Origin of the sequence: Frankia nepalensis (assembly GCF_016786325.1) — a bacterium.
In the GTDB taxonomy this organism is placed as follows: domain Bacteria; phylum Actinomycetota; class Actinomycetes; order Frankiales; family Frankiaceae; genus Pseudofrankia; species Pseudofrankia nepalensis.
The window spans coordinates 1-16,503 of record NZ_JADWYU010000207.1 but is presented as its reverse complement, the minus strand read 5'-3'; the positions used below and the strand labels follow the sequence as shown (position 1 = coordinate 16,503).

General features: G+C 70.2%; 13 protein-coding genes. 6 read left to right on the top strand and 7 right to left on the bottom strand.

Translation table 11 applies throughout. From position 1 onward, the window contains the following. Positions 1 to 70: 70 nt before the first annotated feature. The 3 genes from I6A81_RS33010 to I6A81_RS45855 form a co-directional block, all read right to left on the bottom strand. On the bottom strand, positions 71 to 1,219 hold the full coding sequence (locus tag I6A81_RS33010; RefSeq protein WP_203004123.1) for a thiolase C-terminal domain-containing protein: 1,149 nt from the start codon (positions 1,217 to 1,219) through the stop codon (positions 71 to 73). Continuing rightward, positions 1,216 to 1,614, bottom strand: a complete 399-nt coding sequence (locus tag I6A81_RS33005) for a Zn-ribbon domain-containing OB-fold protein (RefSeq protein ID WP_203004124.1) — start codon at positions 1,612 to 1,614, stop codon at positions 1,216 to 1,218. Before I6A81_RS33005 ends, I6A81_RS33010 begins: the two co-directional genes overlap by 4 nt. A 566-nt stretch (positions 1,615 to 2,180) precedes the next feature. Continuing rightward, complete coding sequence (locus I6A81_RS45855; protein WP_203004125.1) at positions 2,181 to 3,764, bottom strand: GGDEF domain-containing protein; 1,584 nt, start codon at positions 3,762 to 3,764, stop codon at positions 2,181 to 2,183. 746 nt (positions 3,765 to 4,510) lie between these two features. Here I6A81_RS45855 and I6A81_RS32995 point away from each other — a divergent pair. Then, the gene (locus I6A81_RS32995) at positions 4,511 to 5,353 is read left to right on the top strand and encodes a crotonase/enoyl-CoA hydratase family protein (RefSeq protein ID WP_285222985.1); all 843 of its coding nucleotides are present in this window, start codon (positions 4,511 to 4,513) and stop codon (positions 5,351 to 5,353) included. Continuing rightward, positions 5,346 to 6,119 carry an enoyl-CoA hydratase/isomerase family protein gene (locus I6A81_RS32990; protein WP_203004127.1) on the top strand — a complete coding sequence of 258 codons (774 nt, stop codon included), beginning with the start codon at positions 5,346 to 5,348 and terminating at the stop codon, positions 6,117 to 6,119. Before I6A81_RS32995 ends, I6A81_RS32990 begins: the two co-directional genes overlap by 8 nt. Positions 6,120 to 6,191: 72 nt before the next feature. Here the strand turns inward: I6A81_RS32990 and I6A81_RS32985 are convergent, their stop codons facing one another. The 4 genes from I6A81_RS32985 to I6A81_RS32970 form a co-directional block, all read right to left on the bottom strand. After that, positions 6,192 to 7,673: an aldehyde dehydrogenase family protein gene (locus tag I6A81_RS32985; RefSeq protein ID WP_203004128.1), complete on the bottom strand. Its 1,482-nt coding sequence runs from the start codon at positions 7,671 to 7,673 to the stop codon at positions 6,192 to 6,194. A 653-nt stretch (positions 7,674 to 8,326) separates the two neighbouring features. Further along, positions 8,327 to 9,049: a TetR/AcrR family transcriptional regulator gene (locus I6A81_RS32980; protein WP_203004129.1), complete on the bottom strand. Its 723-nt coding sequence runs from the start codon at positions 9,047 to 9,049 to the stop codon at positions 8,327 to 8,329. 831 nt (positions 9,050 to 9,880) lie between these two features. Beyond that, the gene (locus I6A81_RS32975) at positions 9,881 to 10,513 is read right to left on the bottom strand and encodes a hypothetical protein (protein WP_203004130.1); all 633 of its coding nucleotides are present in this window, start codon (positions 10,511 to 10,513) and stop codon (positions 9,881 to 9,883) included. A 326-nt stretch (positions 10,514 to 10,839) separates the two neighbouring features. Then, a complete protein-coding gene (locus I6A81_RS32970) occupies positions 10,840 to 11,385 on the bottom strand; it encodes a TetR/AcrR family transcriptional regulator (RefSeq protein ID WP_407661416.1) in 546 nt (181 codons plus the stop codon). A gap of 465 nt (positions 11,386 to 11,850) precedes the next feature. On the opposite strand from I6A81_RS32970, the gene I6A81_RS32965 reads away from it, so the two are divergent. From I6A81_RS32965 to I6A81_RS32950, 4 genes are all read left to right on the top strand, one after another. Next, a complete protein-coding gene (locus I6A81_RS32965) occupies positions 11,851 to 13,044 on the top strand; it encodes a cytochrome P450 (protein ID WP_203004132.1) in 1,194 nt (397 codons plus the stop codon). A 73-nt stretch (positions 13,045 to 13,117) separates the two neighbouring features. Next, positions 13,118 to 13,738, top strand: a complete 621-nt coding sequence (locus tag I6A81_RS32960) for a carboxymuconolactone decarboxylase family protein (protein WP_203004133.1) — start codon at positions 13,118 to 13,120, stop codon at positions 13,736 to 13,738. Next, positions 13,735 to 14,568: a TauD/TfdA dioxygenase family protein gene (locus tag I6A81_RS32955; RefSeq protein WP_203004134.1), complete on the top strand. Its 834-nt coding sequence runs from the start codon at positions 13,735 to 13,737 to the stop codon at positions 14,566 to 14,568. The genes I6A81_RS32960 and I6A81_RS32955 overlap by 4 nt, the downstream gene beginning before the upstream one ends. 99 nt (positions 14,569 to 14,667) lie before the next feature. Next, positions 14,668 to 15,594, top strand: coding sequence for a TIGR03564 family F420-dependent LLM class oxidoreductase (locus tag I6A81_RS32950; RefSeq protein WP_203004135.1), 927 nt, complete (start codon positions 14,668 to 14,670; stop codon positions 15,592 to 15,594). The last annotated feature ends 909 nt before the right edge of the window (positions 15,595 to 16,503 follow it).

Sequence of the window (16,503 nt, the reverse complement as noted above, 5' to 3'; positions counted from 1 at the left end):
TGGCCTTCGTGTTGACGGGTCCGCGTGCCAAGGAACCTGACAACGTGTGATTCACGGGTTCATCCCTCTGCTATCCCCTCCCGAGCACGGCGGCGCTCCGCCCTGAGCTACACAGGACGTGCTCGGCCCGGGGAACCTGGTTGACGGCGGTTCCACGCAGCTGCCGAACCGCCTCGGCGATGTTGTTCATGCCGTGGATGTAGGCCTCACCGAGCAGGCCGCCGTTGGTATTGACGGGAAGCCGGCCGCCCAGCTGGATGTTCCCGTCGGCGATGAAGTCCCCGGCCTCACCGCGTCCACAGAATCCGAAGGCCTCGAGCTGGTAGAAGACGACCGGGCTGAAGGCGTCGTACAGCATGGCGACGTCGATGTCGCCGGGTCCGAGGCCCGTGCTCTTCCATAGCTGGGCGGCCACCGATTCGGCCTCGGGATAGCGCGTGAGGTCCTGGTGGTAGTAGTTCGTGGTCACATAACCGTCGGTCGGGTTCGACTGGGTCGCGCCCTCGATCAGGACCACGGGATGACGCAGGTCGCGGGCCCGTTCCGGGCTCGTGACGACGCACGCCACCCCTCCGTCGCTCTCCTGGCAGCAGTCCAGCAGGCGCAGGATCGGCTCGACGATCCACCGGGAGCGCTGGTGGTCCTCCAGCGTGATCGGGCGCTGGTAGAACCAGGCGTTCGGATTCGTCGCGGCGTGCTGGCGCGCGACCACTCCGTAGCGCCCGAAGTCCGCGTTGGTGACCCCGTACATGTGCATGTAGCGCTGGAACCAGAGGGCGAACTGCTGCGCCGGGGTGTCGAGCCCGTAGGCACGGTGCCAGTCTCTGGTCCGCCGCCCGCCGAAGGCGCCCGGCTGGCCATACCGGCGCCCGGAACGCTCGTTGAAGGCCCGGTAGATGACGACCACGTCGGCCGCCCCGCTGGCGACGGCGGCCGCGGCGTGCTGCAGCGTCGCCACCGAGCCGGCGCCGCCCTGGGGGGTTCGGGAGGTCCAGCGGACCTCCGTCATGCCCACGCTTCGCACGACCGCGGTCTCGTCGTTCGAGTCGATGTCGAAGGTGACCAGGCCATCCACGTCGGCGGGACGCAGACCGGCGTCGTCGAGGGCGGCCCGAGCCGCCTCGACGGCCAGCTGCAGCTCGCTGCGGCCCGAGCGCTTCGAGAACTCCGTCTGCCCGATGCCGACGATCGCCGCCTGGTGGTGCGGCGAGCGCGTCACGTCCCACCCCCGGGCCGGGTGAACAGCGGAAGTACCGTGTCGCCGACCAGTTGGAAGGTCACCTCGACCGGCATGTCGACCTGGATCTCGTCGAGCTGCACGTTGTGCAGGTTCGAGACGAAGCGAACCCCGTCGTCGAGGTCCACGAGCACGACGACGCGCGGCTCGGCGTCCGGGCGGCTCGGGTGATGGGACACGATCCAGCTGTGCAGCCGGCCCTTTCCCGAGGACTCCTGGACATCCCAGGAGACGGACCCGCAGCTGGGGCACATGGGCGACGGCGGATGCTGGATCCGCGAACACCGCGCGCAGCGGGCGAGCAGCAGGCGGCCGCCGTCCACACCCTCCCAGAAGATCGCGTCATCCCAGGGACTGACCGTTGACGCCGTAGTCATGGGTTCCACACCCGCGTTGTCCTCGCCTTCTCAGTCACGGGCGCTGCCTCGGACCCGGCACCCGCCGTCCGGACACTAACACCCGCCGCTAGTGATTGCTATCGCTATCGCCCGTTGGCGGATCGATGCCGGGGCGGGCTCACCTTCGATGCCGACCTCGACGCGTCCAGGGCCATGGCCTGGACGCGTTCGGATCAGCGAGCCCTGGCGCCGCGACGACCGGTCCACGTCGCGCGGAGGGGCAGGTTGGGCGGAGACATCGGCCACCCTGACCCGGACCACGGACGCCAGTGCCTCGACGAGCAGGTCCTCGCTGTCCGCCAGCATGACGTACCGCCTCTGGACGGTCTCCTCCAAGGCCGTCGCGGACTCCACGTGCGGGCCGACCCAGAAGTGGATGAGGCTGCGGATCCTTTCCTCGGTCGTGTCCCCCTCGACGAGCCCTCATGCAACCTCGCCGGCCCGCCACGCTGGAGTCCGGCCGGGCCGGCTGGTCACGGCGTTGGCCGCCGTTCTTGAGCGTCCCGGCGCGCCGGACCGGACACAGTTCACTCCTGACGGCGCAGTCAGCCGTGCCTGCGCATCTCGTGGTCTCGGAGGCTCCCCCGCTGGCCGTCGGACCGGTCGAGGCGAGCGCGCCGGGTGCGGTCCTTGGCGGCGTACATCGCCTGATCGGCGCGATGGAGGAGTTCCTCCGCGCTGCGAGCGGGGCTTCGGCCGTCCGCGTACGCGAGACCGACGCTCACGTGGACGTGGCGGCGCTGGCCTCCGACATGAAACGGCGGGGCCATCGCCTCCAGGACGCGCCGCCGGGCACCGTCGCCGGTGTGCCGAGGGTCCTCGCCCGCGTCCTCGATGAGGACGGCGAACTCGTCACCGCCGAGCCGGGCCGTGAGGTCGTGTGCGCGTACGGCCGCGCGGAGCCTGCCCGCGACAGCTCGCAACAGGTCATCACCGGCCGCGTGGCCGAGGGTGTCGTTGACGGCCTTGAACTCGTCGAGATCGCAGAACAGCAGCACCAGCGGCCGGCCGCGCTCGCGATGGTCCTCCACGGCCTCGGTGATCCGATCGCCGAACAGGGCCCGGTTGGGCAGGCCCGTCAGGGAATCGTGCATGGCCTGGTGCTCCAGCCGCTGGCTGAAGGCGCGCAGGCGCGCCACCAGCCGGGAGTTCTGCGCGAGCGTGACCATCTGGCGAAGCGTGACCAGCACGGGGAGCAGAAACGAGAGGTACAGCGTGACTCCGCGCAGCCCGCCTTCGCGCAGGGCGATGGCCAGGTCCAGTCCGGCGGCCACGCCCAACGGGAGATAGGGCAGGTATACGTGGACCCACCACGTGTCGCCCTGGGGTCGGGAGGATCGCGTCCTGCCAGGACGCCCGGGTGGCGGTCCCGGGACCAACGTCGCCAGGGCGAGCGCGAGGGGCGCGATGGCCAGGCTGAGCCAGGCGAAGGCGGCCCGGCCGACCTCCAGCGGCCCGACGACCGCCAGGTACACGAGGGTGGACTGCGAGGCCGTCGCCGCGAGCAACCCGATGGCCAGCAACACGAGCATCCGGCCGTTGTGGATCCGCCGATAGGTGATCAGCAGCAGCAGCACCACGACCACCATCGTCCCGCTGAGCGGGTGGGCGATCGCCAGGAGCAACCGCAGGCCACCGGCGCCGCTGCTGGTCACCGTGTCCAGGATCGTGACCCACGCGATCAGCAGCATCGACCCCACGATCAGCAGGCTGTCGAGAGCGACAACGGCATCCCGGACCAACCGTGAGCCAGCCGCCGGTGGCGCCCTGGGGCCCGCCTCACGGCCAGGCGGCGAGGCCGGAATGCACAGCAGGCTCAGCACCGTCACCACAGGCCCCATCAGGTAGGCCAGGTCGACGAGGTCTGGGCTGCGCCCCTCGCCGAGGTCCAGGCGCCGGTAGGTGACCCATATGACGGCGCCGACGAAGAATCCCAGGAGCTGGAGGCACATCAGCAGCCGCCAGCGGCGTTCGGCACCACGGCTGACGACCACGGAGACAGCGCCGAGGAGGAGGGCCAACGAGGTCGTGACACACGGCGCCACCATCTCGCTGATCGTCCGCGCCCGGCCGGAGAGCAGGGTCTGTGACAGCAGGAGCAGCATCGCCACGGCGACTGTCGCGGCCACGATCTGGCGGAAGGCCTGTTCACCGATCGGCCCTCGCGACGGTCGGCCGGTTCCGGGCGGATCGCGCTGAACCGGCCAGGAGGAAGCCGCCCGACCCGTGTCGCGCACGGCCGATCACCTCCCCTGCCGGTGGTGACCCTCCATCGCCGTCAACCGCTGGTACGTCAGCACCGGCCCACTGGCCTCCCGGTACCCGCTGGAACGCTGCCCGACGCGACGAGCGAGTCCGGGTACCACGCACCGCGGTCCGAGGCACCGCGCGCGAGGTTCGGGAGCGGACAGCGTGCCGGCCGCCGCGGCCGGATGGCAGCCGGACGCCGCGGCTGATCCGTCGACGCCGCGCCGCGAACCGGCGGGGCCGCGCCGCCGTACCGGCTGGTTCGCCACCTCCCGGCAGGCACCCCCTCGGCGCATTTCGGCACGGTCACCGCCACAACCGGCCGCGGCCGGACATGCTCGGACAACGCCGGCCGCCGGGTACCATCACGGCGATAGCAGTCGCTATCACCGTCGGGTCGCGCCCCTGGCGGTGGCAAGTCCCCGTGCCCGGGGAGACGGCGGCGCGTCGATGGCTGGCGCCTCCATGACGGGCCGACGCGGGACAGGCGAGAGAGGGTGAGGTCATGGTCTGGACGACCGCGTCCGGCGGTCAGTCAGCCCAGGCTGACGACCGCGGTGGCACCCGTCCGGCCGGCGCGGACCCGACCGAGGGTCCGTCCGATCCGGGACCAGGCACACGGGTAGCACTGACGATGGTCGAGAACGTGGCGGTAGTCCGCCTCAACCGCCCCGACAAGATCAACGCGGTCGACTGGGCGATGCTCGACGAGATCGGCGCGGTCGGCGCCCGACTGAAGGCCGACCGCGCGGTGCGCGCCGTGGTTCTCACCGGAGCCGGCCGGGGGTTCTGCGCCGGGCTCGACCTGGCCGAGTTCGCCCGGATGACCGCGGGACAGTCGCTGCCCTTCGACGACCGACCGCCGGGCAGCGCCATCAACACCGCGCAGCGGGCGGTGTGGGTGTGGCGGGAGCTGGCCGTACCGGTGATCGCCGCCGTGCACGGTCCCGCGCTCGGCGCCGGGCTGCAGATCGCGCTGGGTGCCGACATCCGGATCGTGGCACCCGGGGCCAGGCTCGGACTTCTCGAGGTCGCCTGGGGCCTGGTACCGGACATGGCGGGTACCCAGTTGCTTCCGCCGCTGGTTGGGCCGGATGTCGCGAAGGAGCTCGTGCTGACCGGACGAGTCGTCAACGGCGCGGAGGCGGTCCGGCTAGGCTTGGCGACCCGACTCGCCGCCGACCCGTACGCGTCGGCGATGGCCCTGGCAAGGGAGATCGCCGGGCGTAGCCCGGCGGCCGTGCGGGGCACGAAGCGGTTGATCGACATGGCCGGGCAGGTCGAACTGGCCAAGGCGCTGGCCGAGGAGGAGCGAGTGGTGCGCTCCCTTATCGGTACGCCGGACCAGATCGAGGCCGTACTAGCCACACGTCACAAGAGGCCGCCCGTCTTCACCGACGGGGGTCCGCCGCCGTCCGACCTGCCCTGCTCGCCTCCGTCGCCCGGGCCGAAGGGGGACGTTGGTGGATGACGACCGGAGGTTGGGAATGGCCTACCAGGAGATCGACGTGGCCAAGGCTGGTGCCGTCGCCACCCTCACGCTGAACCGACCGGAGGTCCTCAACGCCATCACCCCCCGGATGCTCGAGGAGGCAGTGGACGCGTTCACGGCCTTTCGGTCGGACGGGTCCATCCGGGTAGTGGTGCTGACCGGCAGGGGCCGGGCGTTCAGCGCGGGGGTCGACCTCAAGTCCCTCAACGGCCAGCCGGTCAGGGATGGCGCGGTGGGTGCCTCGCTCGACCGACCCGCGCGCCGCCTCATCGAGTTGATGGGAGAGACCGGCTACGTCGTCGTCGCCGCCGTCAACGGCTTCTGCTTCACCGGTGCGCTGGAGATCGCGCTGGCCGCTGACATCGTCGTAGCCGCGGAAGACGCGCTGTTCGCTGACACCCATGCGAAGTTCGGCCTGCGCCCCTCCTGGGGTATGAGTCAGCGTCTTCCGCATGCCGTGGGTCTCCCCCGGGCCCGGCTGCTGTCCTACACGGCACGCCGCTTCACCGGACGTCAGGCGGAGCAGTGGGGGTTGGCCGCGCTGGCCTGCCCGAACGCCGACCTGCCAACCGTCGTCGACGACCTGGCCGCCTCGATCATCGACAACAGTGTTGGTTCCGTCCGGGCGTACAAGGCACTCTTCCAGGGCTACCAGTCGCGGATCGTCGCTGAAGGGCTGGTGGACGAGGCGGCGGCTCATTTCGAGATCCCCGACACCGAGGACCGGATCAGGGGGTTCCGATAGAAACGACGCCGCCCCGTGCACCGGGCCTGCCCTGCGCCCGCACCGTCCCCGACGGGCGAGTCCGGCGCACCATCAGCCGACCCGCCAGTTGATGGTCTTGTACTCCAGGAACTCCGACATCCCGGTGTAGCCAACCTCGCGCCCCAGGCCGCTCTGCTTGTAGCCGCCAAACGGTCCGTGCGGCGTGAGCGATCCGCCGCCGCCGTTGACGTGGATATAGCCAGTACGCAGCTGCTTGGCGACCTCGAAGGCGCGGATCGTGTCGGCCGACCACACTCCGCCGCCGAGGCCGTAGTCGCTGTCGTTCGCCAGTCGGATCGCCTCCTCCTGGTCCCGAAACGGGATGACGACGCCCACCGGGCCGAAGATCTCCCGCCGGGTGATGGTCATCGAGTGGTCCACGTCGACGAACAGCGTCGGCTCCAGGTAGTAGCCCTTGTCCAGGTCGGCCGGCCGGCCGCCGCCATAGACGATCCGGCCTCCCTCGGCGGAGCCGATCGAGATGAGCCGCTCGACGCGCTCACGCTGCGCCGCGCTGATCAGCGGGCCCATCCCGGTCGTGGGATCTGCTGGGTCGCCGAGCTTGACGTACGGCAGCATCGCGGTCACCTTCGACACGAGCTCGTCGTGAAGCGACTCGTGGACCAGCGTCCGCGTCAGCAGCGCGCAGCCCTGGCCGGCGTGCATGACGAAGTTGGTCAGCACGTCGACCGCGGCCCGGTCGACATCGGCATCCTCGAAGAGGAGATTGGCCGACTTGCCGCCCAGCTCGAGGATCACCTTCTTGAGGGTGTCCGCCCCCTGGGCCATGACCTTGCGACCCACCAGGTCGGAGCCCGTGAAACTGATCAGGTCGACCATCGGGTTACGCGTCAGTTCCTCACCGGCGGCGACATCACCCGTGACGATGTTGAGGACACCCGGCGGAAGGCCCGCCTCATCGGCGATTTCCCCGAGTACAAGAGCCTCAAGCGGGGTCAGCGGCGAGGGCTTGAGAACCACCGTGTTCCCCGCGGCCAGCGCCGGAGCGAGCTTGCAGAGGTTGATCAAAAAAGGGAAGTTGAACGGGGTGATCAAGGCGGCCACCCCGCGCGGCTCCCGTAGCACGACACCCTGCCCGAGCAGCGGGCCCGCCGCGTCCAGGCCCGGCTCCGGCAACATCGCCTCGCTGAACGGGAACGTCGGCAGCACCCGCTCCGCGATGTCGGTGAAGTGGCTGATCCCGGTGCCCACCTGCGCGTGGAAGGCGAGCGGGCGCAGCGCTCCCGCCTCAGCCACGACCAGGTCGACGAACTCGTCACGCCGGCGGTCCAGAGCCTCGGCCATGCGGACCATCACGGCGGAGCGTTCCCTGGGTGTCATCCGCGGCCACGGCCCCGAGTCGAACGCGGCGCGCGCCGCCGTGATCGCGCGGACGACGTCCTTGGCCGACGCGTTCGGAACGAGGCCGATCTGCTCCTCCGTCGCCGGGTTCCGCACGTGGAGCGGCTCGCCGCCCTCGCTGTCCGCCCAGGAACCGTCGATGTAGAGCCGATAGGTCAGGTCGGTCGACATGGCGATCACTTCTTCTCATGGTAGGTGGAGCGCCTCGGGCTCAGAACACGGAAACTGGTTTCCCTCAAAAGGAATGCGCGGCAAGGGCGGTCCCCGGCCGGGCCGCTCGGCGACAATCCCGCCGGCGCCGTGCCCAGCTCATCTTTCTTGACGTCGCCGAACTCGACGAGGTCCGGACCAGCCCCCGGTTCTTTCCTCCCCATCCAGCCGCGGCATCCCGAACGGTCGAGCGCGTAACCGGTCTCTGACACCGATGGTCAACAACTCGTCCAGGTCGACGAGGTTCCTCGGACCTAACCCTTCGTTGCTGCGCGACACCGCTGACAGGCGTGCCAGGCAGCCGGCAACGTGTTGGTTGACCTCGATGCTCTTCGATCTTCGAGGTTTGTCACGACCTCGTCGGACACGAAACCGCGAGACCCGGCTGGTAGTACTTACTATCGCTTCGGCGACAGGGCCGCGTCAAGCGATGTGAGCTGCCCCATGGGGCAGCTAGGCATGCGCCGCCACGCCAGACGGGGGCATCGCGACAACGTCAGCGGGTATATGTCGCCGCGGTCCGGAGCACGCCCGCCAAGACTGGCGGACGCAGTCCAGCACACCAGGCATCGCCCGTGGCGATCAATCGTGACGGCCGGGCGGAAGAGCTCGAGTCAACGAGGCTGGGCGTCGCGCCGACGCTTGGTGCTCGAGGCAGGTCCGGAGCGGACCTGGGCTTTGGCCGCCCTCGACTCGGCGACAGCGGCCAGGGCCTCGACAAGGAGGTTCTCGTCCTCCATCAACATGGCGTACCGCCCTCGGACAGTCTCCTCCAGGGCCGTCGCGGACTCCACGTGCAGACCGATCCAGAAATCACGGATGGTGTAGAAGACCAGATACCGCAGCGCAAGGTCGGCGTCGGCTCCAAGCACCTCACGCACCAGCGGCGGCATGAGCTTCTCCGCCTCCCGCGTCGACTTCCGGATGATGTCGAGCGTCGCGGGTGACGTCTTCGGATCTTTCCGAAGGTTCATCGTGATCTGCAGTACGGCGAAGGCCTCCGGCCGCCCGTAGTGACGCTTCAGAATGTAGAAGAGGCTCCGGATCCTCTCCTCGGTCGTGTCACCCTCGATACGAGCCTCACGCATGGTCGCCAACAAGTGCGCCCATTCCTGCTCGTAGACGGCGAGCAGGAGCGCTTCCCGGCTGCCGAACTGGCGCTGGATGGCCCCCCAGGTAAACCCGGCCCGTCGGGCGATCTCGTTCGACGTGGCCCGGTAGAAACCGCGATCAAGTATACAGGCGATCGTGGCCTCGATCATCCGGGGCCGCGTCTGGTTCTCGCCCGAGTCGCCGGTCGTGCGTGTGGTTCTCAGGGTCGGCACGGCCACCAGCACTGATCCGAAGGGAGAGCGGACGCCTCACACTACCGCAGCCGGAGGTCGAGCGAACCCGTGGTTGATCCGCCACGAGGGCGGCGGAAGCATCGTACGAGTCCTGGCCGACTTCGCGTCGGTGCCTGGCGGAGGCGGTCAGCCGCCGCGGTCCCTGAGTGGTCGCCCTCGCCCGCTGCCACGGCGCAGGCGATCAACACAGTGGCCGCTCAAAACGCGAACGGCCCGCTCCCAGCCGGCGGGCGGGGGGCTTGGAGCGCGTGTGGTCTACCGGCCCCCGCTCCTGATCCGAATTCGGCGCAGCGTGAGGCAGGCTCGCGCCCGCCCGCGGTGACCACGCTGGAGCGGCTGCCCGCGGCTGCGACCCGCTGGAAGGCGTGCGGGGATGACCATACTTGGACGCGCGCTGGTGGACCGGGGGCCGCGCCTGGTGGGCGAGGCCTGCGGGTCAGGCCGCGGCGGGGGTGAGGGTGACCTGGTAGCCGAGGGCTTCGAAACCGCGGACGTGGGAGCGGCGGGTGCGTTCGGGATTGACATGGCGGTCGAAGTAGGCGGCGCCGAGGTCGTGGGAAGTGGGTGTCGGGTTCGGACAGCAGGTGCCAGACGATGGCCAGAATGGAGCGGCCGGTCCCGACGATGGCCTTCTCCCTGCCCCGGTGGGCGAGGCGGCGGCGGGCGCCGAGGAAAATGTTGGTCTTGCCGGCGGCCGCGGCGGCCACAAGCACAACCGGAAGCGCGAGACGGCACGTGAACCTCCTGATGTGCGCGACGGCGCGGTGTGCGCACGCTATCGGTCGCTTGCTCCGAAAACAGGCAGCAGGGTCGCTTGGCAACTCAGATCTCCGAGGCCGGCCGCGGGTCGAGCCAGTGCTCCGGACTGGCGAGCCAGGGGCGTTTCTTCCCGTTGAACGTGAAGTTGACACGTCCCGCGGCCTCGCCGCTTACGCGCCGTGGCAGGTCGTCAAGGCCCCTGCTGTCAAGGCGGAGCGGAAGGAAGATTCCCTCCGTCCCCCATACGGAGAGCAGGCTCCGGCATTCCGCCAACTCCTCGACGATCGACAGCTCACGCCGATCATCATCCCGGTCATGGCAATGAAATGGGATCGGGGGAAGTCTGCTGCCCTCACGTCCGGCCAGGCTGTTTCGGATCGGCTGGAGCGTCGGAGTCAGTATGTATCTCCAGCCGAAGAGGGCGAAGGCCGAGAGGTACGCAAACCTGATCCAGGACATGCGGGCACGCTCGGCCGAGTACATATTGAACGTGGCAGTGAATTCCGCCGAGCGCCTCGGTGGGACATGTTCGCCGGTGTCGGGTTCCTCGACCGTGAACATCGCGTCCAGGCACAGAGGGCAGAGGTACCAGTATTCTCGGCTGGATAGTCTGTCCTCCAGCCCACGCTCGCGCAGAACGGCACGCAACGTGCCCGCACCCAGCCAGAACCACTCGACGTACTTCGCTCGCGCCACCGTTTCCTAGCTCCCCTCGCTGCCGCGCCGGTTCGAGAGGAGACGATCTTATCCGGCTTCGTGCCGCGGCTGGTTGATGGCCATGCCGCAACGTCTGCCATGGTGACCGGGGACGGCCGCGGTATCGTGACGCCGCACGAGCTACGCCTGCGCGAAGGCTTCGTATTCGCGACTGCTCGTCCAGAGCATGCCGGGTGCCGAATGTCCACGGCACGGCCTTGGCCGACCCTGTCGGGGCCCGCGACTACGCGATCGGGCGCCGGATCGCGCGGATCGCCGGGCCCCGGCGCACGACCTATCCACGTGAGCCCGTCGAACGCGCGCCATCAACCTTCGTTATCGGTATCCGGAGTGTCGAATCGGCGTAGGTAGTCGTGGACGAGCGCGACGAGATCCTCGTGCCCGATCGTCACGCCCAGCGAACGTTCTATCGCGAGGAGTCGGGCGACGCCGTCGAGGAGCATGCTGGCGGCGGCCGGTGAGATGTCGGGGGCGTCGCCGCCTCGTTCCTTCAGCACGCGGGCGATGGCCGCCTGCTCCGCTTCGCGGAACCGCTCCGCATACGCTGCGATCTCCGCGCGGATGGCCTCGTCCCGGTTCGACAGGACAACGAACTCCATCATCAGCTTCACGCCGCGCGGATCTGTGTTGACCTTCCACAGCGCTCTCAGCGGCTGAGCGGAGGAGAGTGCCCGCTTCTGGCGGCGCAGGTTCGCCTCGGCGCCATGCCGGAACACGGCCAGCAGAAGGTCGTCCATGGTCCGGAAGTAGTAGTGCACGAGGCCGGGGTTCAACCCGGCCTGCGCCGCGACCCGACGCGCGGTCACCGCGCCGTGGCCCTCCTCGAGCACCAGCCGCGCGGTCGCCTCGATAAGCGCGGCGCGGGTCTTGGAGTCCGCGGTTCCCCTGCGTCGAGCGGGTGGCGCGCCGTCGCCGTGAACGCTCGCCGCCTCCGGCGCGCCCGGTGGACGCTCGTCCGGCACCGGGGCGGCCGGCCGGGCCGGAGAATTCGCCATCGTCTCAGCGTAGCGATCCGAGGTCGGCCGCAGCCGCCGACGAGGGCGCGGCGACCTCGTCGGCCGTCCCGGCGGTCGGCCCGCAGCGGGCAGCGGATTCGTCGCGCGGAGCGTCGAGCCGTACCGCCCGCTCCCCCGGCAACTTGACCCTTCCCCCGGACCGATGTTAGACAAGCGTCCAATAAAGTTGGACGCTTGACCAATATGATCTAGCCAGGTCAGCCATCCGGTCGCCGACGGGCGAGCGCGCATTGGCCACCCCGAGCGACGGGTCCGACCACGGGCCCCACCCGACGAGCGCGATCCGGAGGACGACGACGAATGAATGCCGACGAGCCGCTCTACTGGGACCCCTACGACGCCGGTCTCAACGACGATTTCTTCCCGGTCTTCACCCGGATCCGGGAGGAGTCGCCGCTCTACCGCAACGAGAAGTACAACTTCTACGCACTGAGCCGATTCGCCGACCTTGAACGTGCGATCCCGAACCCGAGGATGTTCCTGAACTCCCGGGGGAACATCCTCGAGCTCATCCAGTCGGACGTCGAGATACCGCCAGGAACGCTGATCTTCGAGGACCCGCCGGTCCACACCATCCACCGCAAGCTGCTGTCCCGGGTCTTCACGCCGCGCCGGATAGCCGAGCTGGAACCGAAGGTGCGGCAGTTCTGCGCGCGTGCCCTCGACCCGGTCGTCGGTGAGGAGCGCTTCGACCTCGTGACCACCCTCGCCAACGACCTGCCCATGTGGGTCATCGGGATGCTGCTGGGCATCCCCGAGGCCGACCAGCGCGCGATCCGGGAGATCGTCGACGGCGCGCTGCGGACCGGCGACGGCGAGGCGATGGACCTCTCCAGGGGCGCGGTCATCAGCGGCGAGATCTTCGCCTCCTACATCGACTGGCGCCGCGACCACCCGTCCGACGACCTGATGACGGACCTGCTGGGCGCCGAGTTCGAGGACGAGAACGGCGTGACCAGGACGCTGACCCGCGACGAGGTGCTGACCTACGTCTCCGTCGTCGCCGGCGCCGGGAACGAGACCACCGGCCGGCTGATCGGCTGGATAGGCGTGCTCCTGGCCCGGCATCCCGACCAGCGCCGCGAGCTGGCCGCGGACCCCTCACTGGTCCCCAACGCGGTCGAGGAGACCCTGCGCTACGAGCCGACCGGCCCGGTCCTGGCGCGCTACGTCGCCGAGGACGTCGAGTTCCACGGCCAGACAGTGCCCGCCGGCAGCGCGCTGCTGCTCCTGCTCGCCGCGGCGAACCGCGACCCCCGCCAGTTCGACGACCCGGACGCCTTCGACATCCACCGCCGCATCGGCCAGCAGCTGACCTTCGGCCTCGGCCTGCACTACTGCCTCGGCGCGGCGCTCGCCCGCCTGGAAGGCCGGGTCGCCTGCGCGGAACTGCTGCGGCGCTTCCCCGACTTCGACATCGACTGGACCGGCGCGACCAAGGTCCACACCTCGACGATCCGGGGCTGGGACAACCTCCCGCTCGTGGTCGGCTGACGCCCCGGGCGCCGCGGGGGCGTCGCCGAGGTCACGAAGGCAATCGCTGTCAACGGTGGAAGGACTGTCTGACATGGCGCGAGTCGAACCGCTCCGCATCAAGCAGTGGCCGGCGCAGATGCGCCACGCGCTGGCCGCCATGGACCCACCGGAGCGCCGCCACGCGCGGCCAGTTCTGCGGGACCGGCCGAAGTCGATGAACACGCTGGGGACGTTCGCCCACTACCCGGCGCTCGCCCAGGCCTTCTTCACCTTCAACGGCCACGTCATCATGGCGACTACGCTCTCCGAGCGGCAGCGGGAGCTCCTCGTCCTCCGGGTCGCGACGCTGCGCAAGTCCGCCTACGAATGGGCACAGCACATCTACATGGCGCGCGACGCGGGGTTGACCGACGAGGAGATCGCCCGCGTCTCGTACGGCCCGGACGCGCCGTTCTGGAGCCCGCTGGAGGCGGCGCTGCTGCGGGCCGTCGACGAGCTCGTGGGCGAGGGCAAGATCAGCGACCTCACCTGGGCCGTGCTCGCCGGCGAGCTGGACACCCAGCAGCTGCTCGACGTCATCTTCACCGTCGGTGCCTACGAGACGATCGCCTGGCTGATGCGGTCCTTCGACCTCGAACTCGACGACGAGCTGACCACGCTGCGGTCACGCGACGCCTCCACCCCCGCCCCCGCCGAAAGGAACGACCCGTGAGCGGCACCGCGATCCCGTTGTCAGCCGCCGTCGGCGTGGAGATCACCGGCCTGTCCGGCGCCCAGTTCGTCGACCCGGGAGTCGTCGCGGACTGCCAGGCCGCCCTGGACACGCACGGCGTGGTCGTCTACCGGGACGCGCACCTCGAAGACGCCGACCTGGTCGCGTTCAGCCGGCTGCTCGGGGACGTCATCACCGCTCCCGTCGGCGGGCTCACGGCGCACCCCGAGATCTCGCCCATCAGCCTCGACCCGGCGACGAGCGCGCTGGCGAGCTACCGGAAGGGCACGTTCTTCTGGCACATCGACGGGGTCAACGACGAGCTCCCGCAGAGGGCCAGCCTGCTGGCCGCCCGCCAGGTGGCCGACGACGGCGGCGACACCGAGTTCGCCAACACCTACGCCGCCTACGCCGCCCTCCCCGACGAGGAGAAGGACCACCTGGGCACCCTGCGGGTCGTGCACAGCCTCGCCGCCACCCAGCTGCTGACCAACCCGAACCCGTCCCCGAAGCAACGGGCCAGCTGGGACAGGACACCCTCGCGCGAACACCCCCTCGTCTGGACCCGCGCCACCGGACGCCGCTCCCTGCTCGTCGGCGCCACCACCGACCACGTCGTCGGTCTGCCCCAGGACGACAGCCGCGCCCTCCTCGACCGGCTGCTCGACTGGTCGACCCAGCCACGCTTCGTGCTCCGCCACCACTGGCGCGTCGGCGACCTGGTCGTCTGGGACAACACCGGCATGCTCCACCGCGCCCTTCCCTACGAACCCATCTCTCCGCGCCTCCTGCACCGCACCACCCTGGCCGGCACCGAAGCCATCGCCTGACCCGGCACGGAGGCGACGCCGCGGCGTCGGTACCGCTCGCGCGACCGGGTCGTGGCCCGGCGCGAACGCGCTGGTGATGAGGACAGTGAGGAGCAGACCGTGCGCATCGGCCTGACCGGCGGCGGCCGGACACCCAATAAGATCATCCAACAGGCCCGGCAGGCCGAGGCCGACGGCTTCAGCGCGCTCTGGTACGCCAGCAACGTCACAGGCGATCCACTGGTCGCCATGGCGCTGGCCGGCCAGGAGACCAGGGCGATCGAACTCGGCACGGCCGTGCTGCAGACCTACCCCTGCCATCCACTCCTACAGGCCAACCGGGCCGCCTCCGTCGCCGCGGCGATGGGCCGGCCCGGCTTCACCCTCGGCATCGGCCCCTCCCACGAGCCGCTGATCCGCGACGTCTACGGCCTGTCCTACGACCACCCCGGCCGCAGCACCGAGCAGTACCTGACCATCCTCACCGCCCTGCTGCGCGGCGAGGACGTCGACATCAAGGGCGAGGACTGGTCGACCCGCGGCGCCGGTGGGTGGATGACCAGGCCAGCCCACCCGGTCCCCGTCCTGCTCGCCGCCCTCGGGCCCCGGCTCCTGCGGGTCGCCGGCGAGCACGCCGACGGCGTCGTGCTGTACATGGCACCGGCCCCGGCCATCGAGACCCACGTCGTCCCGAGGCTGCACACCGCCGCGGCCGAAGCCGGGCGGCCCACACCCCGAATCGTCGCCGGCCTGCCCGTCGCGGTCCACGACGACCCCACCGAGGCCCGCGCCGCCGCGGCCGCGTCGGCGGTCAGTTACGCCGAAATGCCCAACTACCAGCGCATCCTCACCCGCGGCGGCGCCGCCAGCGCCGCCCACGCCGCCATCACCGGCACCGGGACCGCCGTCCGCGCCCAGCTACAGGCCCTCCTCGACGCCGGCGCCACCGACATCTGGGCCGCCGTCTTCCCCGTCGGCGACACCCGCGAAGCCCGCGCCGACTCGATCCGCCGCACCACTGACCTGCTCCGCGAACTCGTCGACTGAGCTTGTCGTCAACCTTTCGCGTCACGCTGCGTGATGGGCGCAGCGGCCGCGTGGGCTCGGGCGGTGCGGCTAACCAGCCGGCGCAGGTAGGTCGCGCTGACCCTCGCTACCACCGCCACCTCCGCCTCCGCCAACGTCAACAACTCAACGCCAGCCCGACCGGCGTCGGCCGCGACAGTTGGGTGGCCAGGGGTGTCCGCTCCGTCGAGCCGGTCGCCGCGTGCCGCCCACACAGCAGCCGCTCCAACGCCAGCCCGCGGACCTCCCCACGCAGCCTGACCAGCTCCGCCGCCAGCCCACGGGCCGCCCAGCCGCCTTCCGCCCGCCGTAATACCGAGCCAGCGGATCAGCGGACTCCGGCTGCCCACCCTCCACATAGCGCACCGCCGCCCGCGCCGCCCGCGCGACCTGCCCGCCATGACGCGCCCGCACCCGCAGCACCTTCGCCGTCGCGATCACCGGCCGTCACTCCCGGCGCCACAGCTCTGGCCGGCTTCACATGTGCTGCTCCCGGTGAAGTCGACGGCCGCACGCGCGTCGATGGACCTCCCGGCCCGTCGGCCTCGCCGCGCCATGGCACCTCCGTCGCCCATAACGGCGCCCTTTAGCCCAGTAACGACTGGTCGGCGCGCCTGACGCCCAGACGGGTGCCGCGCGCGGTCATCACGCATGACATCGCGCCCTGGCCGGGCATGCTCGGGCGGCGAGGCCGTCACCGATGCCCGCTCGGATGCACCAGCCCACACCGATGCCGCGAAGGAGGGCCTGCCGGATGTCGTTCGCGATGCCGCTGTTGGACGGCCCGCTGCCCGTGGTCTGGCGCGCGGGCGCCGCGAGCTCCACCGATGAGTTCCGCCGGGCCGCCCGGTCTACCAGGACGTACCCGTCGCGCTACCGACCTGGAGACCC